Origin of the sequence: Methylocystis sp., from assembly GCF_021731785.1 — a bacterium.
In the GTDB taxonomy this organism is placed as follows: Bacteria; Pseudomonadota; Alphaproteobacteria; order Rhizobiales; family Beijerinckiaceae; genus Methylocystis.
The window spans coordinates 1-3,847 of the sequence record NZ_JAKFWS010000079.1 but is presented as its reverse complement, the minus strand read 5'-3'; the positions used below and the strand labels follow the sequence as shown (position 1 = coordinate 3,847).

The following is a 3,847-nucleotide window of genomic DNA, read 5'->3' as shown; positions in this document are numbered from 1 at the left end:
GAATCTACTCCCTCTCCCGCGAAGCGGGGGAGGGTTGGGGTGGGGGTTCTAAATTGACCTAGCCCGCCCCGCCCGTCGCATTCAAGCGTTTCGTTCGGCCAGGAGCTTTGCGATCGCGGCGCGAAGCTCGGGAATTCCTTCGCCGCTCTGCGCCGAGGTGAAAATCACTTCAGGAAAGGCGGCGGGGCGCTTCTCCAGCGCCTTCATCGTTGCGGCGAGGACCTCGTCGCGCTCGGCGATCTTCAATTCGTCATGCTTGGTCAGAATGACCTGATAGGAGACGGCCGACTGATCGAGGAGATCGAACATCTCTTCGTCGAGTGGCTTCACGCCGCGGCGCCCGTCGACGAGCACGAAGACGCGGGCGAGGCTGGCTCTTCCCTTCAGATAGTCGCGCATCAGCTGCGACCAGTTCGCCACCTTCTCCTTGCCGACCGCCGCATAGCCGTAGCCGGGCATGTCGACGAGACGCAGCCGCTCGGCGCCTGGCGCGCCGCCAAGCGCAAAGAAATTGAGCTGCTGCGTGCGCCCCGGCGTGTTCGAGACGCGCGCGAGCGTCTTGCGGTTCGTCAACGCGTTGAGGAGCGAGGATTTGCCGACGTTGGAGCGCCCTGCGAAAGCGATCTCCGGCGGGCCGATCGGCGGCAGATCGCTCGCCTTGACGCTCGCGAAGATGAAGTCGCAGGGGCCGGCAAAGAGCAGCCGGCCCGGTTCGGTGAAGTCGGATTCGGTCACGCTCTCTGGAACGTCTTGCGCAGATTGTCCCAGAACTCGAACCTCACGCCGGCGCGCTTCATGATGACCCCCTGCTGGACGATCGACAGGAGATTGTTCCACGTCCAGTAGATCAGCAGGCCGGAGGCGAAGCCGCCCATGGTGAAGGTGAAGATCACCGGCATCCAGGCGAACATCGTCTTCTGAATCTCGTCGGCGGGCTCCGGATTCATCTTCATCTGCAGCCACATCGAGACGCCCATCAGCAGCGGCCAGACGCCGAGCGCGAGATAGGGGCCGAAGATCGCAACATGCGTCGGGTCGAAAGGCAGCACCCCGAACAGGTTGAAGACATTGGTCGGGTCCGGCGCCGAGAGGTCATGGATCCAGCCGAAGAACGGCGCGTGACGCATTTCGATCGTCACGACCAGCACCTTATAGAGCGAGAAGAACACCGGGATCTGCACGATCACCGGCAGACAGCCGCTCGCGGGGTTAACCTTCTCCCGCTTGAAGAGCTCCATCTGCTCCGTGTTGAACTTGTGCTTGTCGTCGCCGTATTTTTCCTTCAGCTCTTTGATTCTTGGCTGAATCGCCTTCATTTTGGCGATCGACTGATAGCTTTTATTGGCGAGCGGCAGGAAGGCGAGCTTGACGACAACGGTCACCGCCAGAATGGCGAGGCCGAAGTTCCCCAAGAGCTTGTAAAGGAAGTCGATCAGCCGGAACATCGGCCTGGTGATGAAGTAGAACCATCCCCAGTCGATGAGAAGATCGAAACGCTTCAGGCCAGGATTCGTCTTATAGGCGTCGAGCACGTCGACGACCTTGGCGCCGGCGAAGACATAGGTCGTCGCCTCCGCCGATTTCCCGGGCTCGATCGTCTTCTTGTCGCTGACCGTATCGGCCTGATAGGTCTTCACCGCGCCGCCCATCGAGGCGTAGCGCGCCTCCATAGGCAGATTCTGGTCGGGAGCGACCACGGCGGCCCAATATTTGTCCGTCAGTCCAACCCAGCCGCCGACGCCCTTGTAGGTCGTGACCGCGTTGTCCTCCTTCTCGATCTTGTCGTAGGTGACTTCCTGTCCCGCGTCGCCGATGACGCCGACGAAGCCTTCATGCAGGGCCGCGTAGCCCGCGGATGGCGGGTGGCCGACGCGGCTGATGCGCGCGTAGTTAAAAAGCGTGACGGCGGCGCCCGCTTTGTTCTCGACGCTGTCTTTGACGGTGAAGAGATATTCGTCGTCGACCGAGATGACGCGCTTGAAAACGAGGCCGTGGCCATTGTCCCAGGTCAGCGTCACCGGCTTTGCCGTCGTCAGCCCGTCGGCATCCGCGGTCCACAGCGTCTCGGTGGTCGGCAGAACGGGCGCATTTTCCGTTTCGGCGGTCAGATAGCCGAGTTCCGCGTAATAGGGGCTGGGGCCGTCCTCGGGCGAGAGCAGCGTGATGATCGGACTCGAGGGGTCGACGGTCTCGCGATAATTCTTCAAGGAGACGTCGTCGATGCGTCCGCCTTTCAGCGCGATCGAGCCGGAGATTGATCTGGTGTCGATGGCGATCCGGGGGCTCAGCGCCAGCGCTTCAGCGCGTGTCTTGGGCGCGGCCTTTACGGGAGGCTGGCCGGCTGTGACCCGCTCGGGCGCGCCGAGCTGAGGAACCTTGGCGATCTGCTCCTGCTGCGTCTGCGCCCGGCGCTGCTTGTCGATCTCGGGGAAGGCGTAAAAATAGTCCCACAGGCCGATGAAGACCAGCGACAACGCCGCGGCGAGGATCATGTTCTTGATGTTTTCACTCATGGCCGCGTAAGCCTGTCTTCCTGTTTGCGTCTCGGGCGCGCCGCGCCGCGATCATTCAACCTGGCGAGTCCTTCGGTCATCTGCGCGAGCAGTTCGGCGAATGGCGCGGAGAGGGACACGGGCCGCGCGACGAAGACGTAATCGCGACCAGGCTTCGCGCCAAGGGCGCCGCCGAGCCGCAGCGCCTCGCGGAGCCTGCGGCGAATGCGGTTGCGACCCACCGCGCCCGCGACCTTCCGCGTAACGGTGAGGCCGAAACGGGCCGGCGCATGCGAGTCCGTGAGTTCCCGCGGCGCCATCTGCACCGTAAAGGCGGGCATGGCGACTCGCGCGCCGCGCGCAGTACGCACGAAATCTTTGCGCCGGCGCAGAGTCTCCGGGCGCGAGGCCTTCTCATCTTCGGCGGGGACTTGCGCCTTCATGCAGTCATCCGCCTCGTCCGCATCGAGCCGGATCAGGCCGAGAGGCGCTTGCGTCCGCGGGCGCGCCGCGCCGCGATAACGTTGCGGCCGCCGACCGTGGCCATGCGGGCGCGAAAGCCGTGACGGCGCTTGCGCACAATGATGCTGGGCTGAAATGTCCGTTTCACCGTTTTTCTCCGCTGGCGAAAGGGGCTTGCGCCCGGCTCCCGCGCTCGTCTTGCCTGTCGCCGTCGACGGCCGCGCCGCAGACAGCTCAAAAAAGTTTCGGCGCCCGCGACGGCGCACAGCCGTCACAAAACATTCGCCGCCCCTTTTGGAGCGGCGCCGATCGCAGGCATATAGGAGAAAGCGCAGGTTCAAGTCAATGTTCGTCCCGCCGGTTTTGCGCCGGCGCCGCGCGAAAATGCCCGAATGCGGCGCGACGGATGATCGGCGCGTTCTCGCCCGCCGGTCTCCGAGTCAAAGCGCCTCGAGAAAGGCGACGATCGCCGCTTTTTCGTCTGGAGTCAGCTCCAGCGGACGGATTTTAGGGTCGAGCGACGGATTGGCGCCCCCGCCGCGATCGTAGAACTCGATGACCTCGGCAAGCGTCCTCAGGCTTCCGTCGTGCATATAGGGCGCGCTCTCGCTGACGCCGCGCAGCATCGGCGTCGTATAGGCCCAACGGTCGGCCGGCGCATTGGTGATCTCGAAACGGCCGACGTCGCTGGGCGCGCCGGTCTGCGCCAGGCCGATCGCGGCGATGTCGACATTTTGGAAAACCCCGGGCGCGAGCTGCACCAGCCTTTCGCCGCCCCTCGCCCCGGAGCGAAACGCGACGCCTGTGTTGTGCCAGGACTGATCCGTGAACAGCGCCGTCTCAGGTCCAATCGCGTGGCAGGCGGAGCAGCCGGCCTTGCCGGTGAAAAGCGC

General features: G+C 64.1%; 4 protein-coding genes and 1 pseudogene. All 5 read right to left on the bottom strand.

Going from position 1 to position 3,847, the window contains the following annotated elements; all coding sequences use genetic code 11:
- Positions 1-81 precede the first annotated feature (81 nt).
- Complete coding sequence (gene yihA, locus QZ964_RS13535; RefSeq protein ID WP_196404244.1) at positions 82-735, bottom strand: ribosome biogenesis GTP-binding protein YihA/YsxC; 654 nt, start codon at positions 733-735, stop codon at positions 82-84.
- Positions 732-2,513 (bottom strand): membrane protein insertase YidC, encoded by a 1,782-nt coding sequence (gene yidC / locus QZ964_RS13530; protein WP_292532179.1) that lies wholly within the window; start codon positions 2,511-2,513, stop codon positions 732-734. Before yidC ends, yihA begins: the two co-directional genes overlap by 4 nt.
- Positions 2,510-2,935, bottom strand: coding sequence for a ribonuclease P protein component (gene rnpA / locus QZ964_RS13525; RefSeq protein WP_292532178.1), 426 nt, complete (start codon positions 2,933-2,935; stop codon positions 2,510-2,512). Before rnpA ends, yidC begins: the two co-directional genes overlap by 4 nt.
- A gap of 32 nt (positions 2,936-2,967) precedes the next feature.
- The gene (rpmH, locus tag QZ964_RS13520) at positions 2,968-3,102 is read right to left on the bottom strand and encodes a 50S ribosomal protein L34 (RefSeq protein WP_196391618.1); all 135 of its coding nucleotides are present in this window, start codon (positions 3,100-3,102) and stop codon (positions 2,968-2,970) included.
- Between the two features lie 292 nt (positions 3,103-3,394).
- A pseudogene (locus QZ964_RS13515) lies at positions 3,395-3,847 on the bottom strand (c-type cytochrome); the annotation flags it as partial.

Bases quoted from the DNA above. Each gene is read 5' to 3' on its own strand.
- yidC (WP_292532179.1), bottom strand. From the start codon at position 2,513: ATGAGTGAAAACATCAAGAACATGATCCTCGCCGCGGCGTTGTCGCTG.
- rnpA (WP_292532178.1), bottom strand. From the start codon at position 2,935: ATGAAGGCGCAAGTCCCCGCCGAAGATGAGAAGGCCTCGCGCCCGGAG.